At 39.9% G+C, this 4,192-nt stretch carries 6 protein-coding genes and 1 pseudogene; 3 read left to right on the top strand and 4 right to left on the bottom strand.

The window, feature by feature from the left end; genetic code table 11:
* Positions 1–13: 13 nt before the first annotated feature.
* The 4 genes from H5R64_RS03505 to H5R64_RS03490 form a co-directional block, all read right to left on the bottom strand.
* Complete coding sequence (locus H5R64_RS03505) at positions 14–850, bottom strand: IS3 family transposase (RefSeq protein WP_231797899.1); 837 nt, start codon at positions 848–850, stop codon at positions 14–16.
* Between the two features lie 5 nt (positions 851–855).
* Complete coding sequence (locus H5R64_RS03500; protein WP_182581023.1) at positions 856–1,386, bottom strand: helix-turn-helix domain-containing protein; 531 nt, start codon at positions 1,384–1,386, stop codon at positions 856–858.
* 173 nt (positions 1,387–1,559) lie between these two features.
* A complete protein-coding gene (locus H5R64_RS03495) occupies positions 1,560–1,802 on the bottom strand; it encodes a hypothetical protein (RefSeq protein ID WP_182579921.1) in 243 nt (80 codons plus the stop codon).
* Positions 1,803–1,827: 25 nt separating this feature from the next.
* Positions 1,828–2,385, bottom strand: coding sequence for a sigma-70 family RNA polymerase sigma factor (locus tag H5R64_RS03490; protein WP_182579922.1), 558 nt, complete (start codon positions 2,383–2,385; stop codon positions 1,828–1,830).
* 217 nt (positions 2,386–2,602) lie between these two features.
* On the opposite strand from H5R64_RS03490, the gene H5R64_RS03485 reads away from it, so the two are divergent.
* From H5R64_RS03485 to H5R64_RS03475, 3 genes and pseudogenes are all read left to right on the top strand, one after another.
* A complete protein-coding gene (locus H5R64_RS03485) occupies positions 2,603–3,322 on the top strand; it encodes a hypothetical protein (protein ID WP_182579923.1) in 720 nt (239 codons plus the stop codon).
* 97 nt (positions 3,323–3,419) lie between these two features.
* Positions 3,420–3,824 (top strand): transcriptional regulator, encoded by a 405-nt coding sequence (locus H5R64_RS03480; RefSeq protein ID WP_182579924.1) that lies wholly within the window; start codon positions 3,420–3,422, stop codon positions 3,822–3,824.
* Positions 3,825–3,908: 84 nt separating this feature from the next.
* Positions 3,909–4,192 (top strand): annotated as a pseudogene (locus tag H5R64_RS03475) (SDR family oxidoreductase); the annotation flags it as partial.

Here is a 4,192-nt window from a genome sequence, read left to right as displayed (position 1 = left end):
ATTTTATTAAATCTTAATTAATGGATTGATTCCGATATTCGACCGGAGTCAATCCTTTCTTATTCAATGAAATTCGCTCGTAATTAAACCAAGAAACATAGTCTTGGACGATTTCACGTAATTGGTTGATCGATGAAATCTTTAACCGTTTTAAGCATTCGCGTTTCATTAGGTTAAAAAAGCTTTCTATTGGTGCATTATCTAGGCAATTTCCCTTCCGAGACATACTTTGAGTAAGATTAGCTTTAGCCAACTCATTTCGATAATACTGTAATTGATAATGCCAACCTTGATCGGAATGTATAATTGGCTGACTACCTGCTGGTAGTCGGGAGCTTAATTCTTGCAGTGTTTGTTCAATCAAAATTCGATTAGGACTAGCGGAAACCTGCGTTGCTAAGACTTCATTGCTGGCTTCATCAATAACTGCTGAAATATAGCCAAACTGATTATTGTCCAATTTTAGCTGCGTTATGTCGGTGTGCAGGACTCGGTAAACCTGTCGTTCATTGAACTTTTGCTTAAGAATATTAGGTGCTACACGCCCGAGCTGACCTCGATAAGAAGAATAATGGCTTCTTTTGCTATAAACACAAACCTTTAATCCTATCTGTTTCATCAGTTTACGTACTGTCTCTGGACTAATTGTATAGTTTAATTTCTTTAACTTGTAATAGATTCGACGATAACCGTATGTTTCCCGACTTTGGCGAAAAAGCTGTTTGATGACTTGTTTAATATGGCCGTATTTATCTGTTGCTTGGATTGCCTTTAACCGTTCATAGTATGTCGACCTTGGCATCTTAAAATAAGCCAGTAACTCCTTTAATGGATAGTCTGCCCTAAGCACTTGAATTACTGCTGCTTGTTCTTTTCTTCTTGCTGTCTTAGGGCATGCAATTTTTTTAAGATATCAATCTCCATTTTTTGATATGCAACCTTTGCTTTTAACTTTTCTATTTCCTGTTGATATTGTTTATCTTTAGTTACCCGTTCTTTATTACTCGTCGTATGTCTTTTCATAGCTTTTACAGTCCGGCCTTTTACCTTCGGTTGAAGGCCGGCAATCCCTTCTTTTTGGTATTTACCATACCATAAACTAACGAGTGATTTATTTAAACCAAAATGAGCAGCTACTTTTTCTACGCTTAAGTCATGAGTTTGGCAATAATTCAGGACTTGTAACTTAAATTTAACTGAATACCGTTTCTTGGTATGCTTAATCACTAAAGACTCAAAGCCGTGTTCTCTAACCAAATTAATCCAGTGCTGTGCGACTGTTTTATCCGCCATACCATATTTTTTGCATAGTTTATCTTGGCTTATTCCACCTTGTAAATATTCTTGAACAATTTTAATTTTGAATTGTGTTGAATACTTCGTCATATAAAAAACCACCCTAAAATTGTTAGATTTGTCTAACAATTTTAGGGCAGTTCAGTTCGGCTTGGCCGAGCACTGAAGACCTTTTGTTTACTGCGCTATTCATAAATTATCTAAGTGATAATAATTAATAAAGGCACCAGGAACGAAGGAAACGATCCTGATGCCTTATTAAATTAATGCCTAAGCCAGTTATTTAAAAAATCTCGGAGCAACTTAGCATCCTCTCGGGTGAGGGAGAAGGTGTTGTCAAAAGAGTGGTTATCAAAGCCGACATTGGTTAAAAGCAATTCAAGGCGACCGCCTTCCTCCTGGCTGGGCTTAATACTGAGTTCGTTCTGGCAACCATCATCTTGATCTTCGCTGTCATATCGGGAGTGGAACCACAGATCCTGGTTGCTTGTTTGATGTTCATTCACGATACCACCTCACCAACATTATAGACTAGATTGGACAATCAAGCGACCGTGCCTTTTTAATTAGTCCTCGTTTCCAGGAGTAAACTGACTGACGAGAAACGTGATATTTTTTAGCAATCTCGGCGTCTTTAAGATCCAGGAGGAGGACAGCTTTCAGATAGCGCTTTTCATTTGGTGAACAGCAAGCCGCTAGTTGGATGAAGAAGTCACTGTTTTCGAGATGGGTAAAGCCAGTCTGACTAGTAGGATCGAGGTTAAAGCGGTTACGGGTTGTTTCATCGAGTGACTCATCATTCATTGAACCAAGCCAGTACTCCCTTTCCCAGATCTGGCGGCGAAGTTTATCTAGTAGTCGCCAGTGGATCCGTTTAAAGGCGAAGTTCATTAACTGTCGTTCGTTTTCGGGAGCGGTGGGGTCATCGGGAAATTTCATGTAAGCTTTCAGACAGCCTTCCTGAAAGAAGTCGTCGTAGCAGTCGTGTAGTGGTGAGAGTTGGAGTTGCTTTAAGACACTGTGGACAAGATTAATTCGCTTGTTTGTCGATAAGTAAACGAGACCTTCGATAATTTTTTTGTTTGTCATTTGGAAACATCCTTTGTGAGATTATTCCCAAGAGCTCTTGAGTACCTTAAAGTTACTAAAAAGCCGCTGACTAAGCGAGTGATAGAAAATGGTCTAACCCAATCAAAAAGTTATTGACACCGATTGCATAATCACATATTGTATTATCCGTTATTAGATGAACAAATTTTACAATGATTATATCTAATTTTAAAATTTGCAAAGGGAGGCCACCTACATGGATGGAATGATTGATATTTCACGACTAGGGGAGCTTAAGAAGTACTTAGTTACGAACGGTTTTCAGCCGCGTTGGGATAATGTATTGTTACTGACAGCGTATGATCGAGAACAGACCTACGTATTAACAGTAGATGGTGAAGAATATGTCTTGCCGAAGCGGTTGAAAGATGCCCTGCATGATTTTAGTAAGTGGGCGAATGTTCACCGGATCGAAATGCAGACCCTGTATAGCATAGTCGGTGGACGGACACCGGGAATTATTGCTGGTCACTATGAATTAGTGCCGACTTGTGGTCAGGGAAATTCGCGGGTTGCTTATTACATGGCACATTCTATGGATAATTACCAGCCGAGTCAGGATAATAATGGTGTTTTGCTTACGTTTAAAGGAACCAATCAGCAATTAATAACGGTGATGATTGATGCCTGTGTAAAGACATTTGAGCGGCATTTGAAACAGGCCCATGCGGTTGGGCAGATCCAACTAGAGTCGGTGAAGAACCTCTGTAACCGGTTTGGAATTGGGGAGCAAGAATTAAACCATCTTTCCTGTACGACGACTTACCATGAGCGTTACCTTCACCGAAAACAATACGAGAAAGTTTTTCTGGAACAGATTTTAAAGGGAGTCAAACAGACAGCAGATAAATGCTATGGTGAGGATTTGACAGCTGAATTTTATGCGCAGTTGCGTAGGACTTTGACCCTATATTAAGGGAAATGATGGACATGATACTAACAATTTGTCTGGTAATTTGTTAGAATATTAGTGAGGGGGAATATTCAGAGCGGAAAGACATGGAAGTGTTATTATGACGAATGTTTCTAAACAAAGTGGATTCACATACGCCAGAAAGATTCTGGCTGATCCAGACCAAGCTGGCTTGATATTCTGGCTGGGATTTCGACCCTTCGATGAAGATGAACTCGCTGTTCTGATCGATCGTGAAAGTGCAGCAATTGAGCTTGCGTTACAAAAGCTACGTGAGAATGGTGTTGTTAATCCAATTAAGGACGACAAACAAAAGTGGACACTGTCGAATGATGGTGAAGACTTGCGGAATATGTTAATTTCGTTAAGCGTTTGGGGTCGCCAACAGATGGATGACCAGGAAGAAATTATCCCACAACTGATTGTTGAACCTGAAAAAGTGGCTGATTTAAAGGTCCTGGTTAAGTTTCGGGATAATGTTGTGCGAAAGTATATGAATATTTAGTAAATGAAGATTAGCAAATTAAAAGACCAGTAAATGGGCATTAGCTCACTTACTGGTCTTTTTTTGTCAAGATTTCGATTTCAGTATTACATTATCCGAACTTCTTGGGTCTTTGGTGAATACGGGAAGAATTTTGTCTACACGATGTTGCGGTTAGCCAAGACTCATGATCACTTAACGGTGGTAAATGACCAAGTTGGTCGGCCAACCTGGACCCGGACCCTTGCCGAGTTTATGGTTTATGCGGTTGACCATCAGGTACCATATGGAACTTACCAATTATCGAATGATGATGCTTGTACCTGGTATGAATTTGCCCGGGAGATTTTGAAGGATCAGGATGTAGAAGTTAGCCCGGTAACTTCAGC

The sequence above is a fragment of the Limosilactobacillus fastidiosus genome (genome assembly GCF_014145505.1).
Classification (GTDB): Bacteria; Bacillota; Bacilli; order Lactobacillales; family Lactobacillaceae; genus Limosilactobacillus; species Limosilactobacillus fastidiosus.
The sequence above is the reverse complement of the archived record's forward strand: the minus strand, read 5'-3'. Positions and strand labels throughout refer to the sequence as shown.

Bases quoted from the DNA above. Each gene is read 5' to 3' on its own strand.
- H5R64_RS03480 (WP_182579924.1), top strand. From the start codon at position 3,420: ATGACGAATGTTTCTAAACAAAGTGGATTCACATACGCCAGAAAGATT.
- H5R64_RS03490 (WP_182579922.1), bottom strand. From the start codon at position 2,385: ATGACAAACAAAAAAATTATCGAAGGTCTCGTTTACTTATCGACAAAC.
- H5R64_RS03485 (WP_182579923.1), top strand. From the start codon at position 2,603: ATGGATGGAATGATTGATATTTCACGACTAGGGGAGCTTAAGAAGTAC.
- H5R64_RS03500 (WP_182581023.1), bottom strand. From the start codon at position 1,386: ATGACGAAGTATTCAACACAATTCAAAATTAAAATTGTTCAAGAATAT.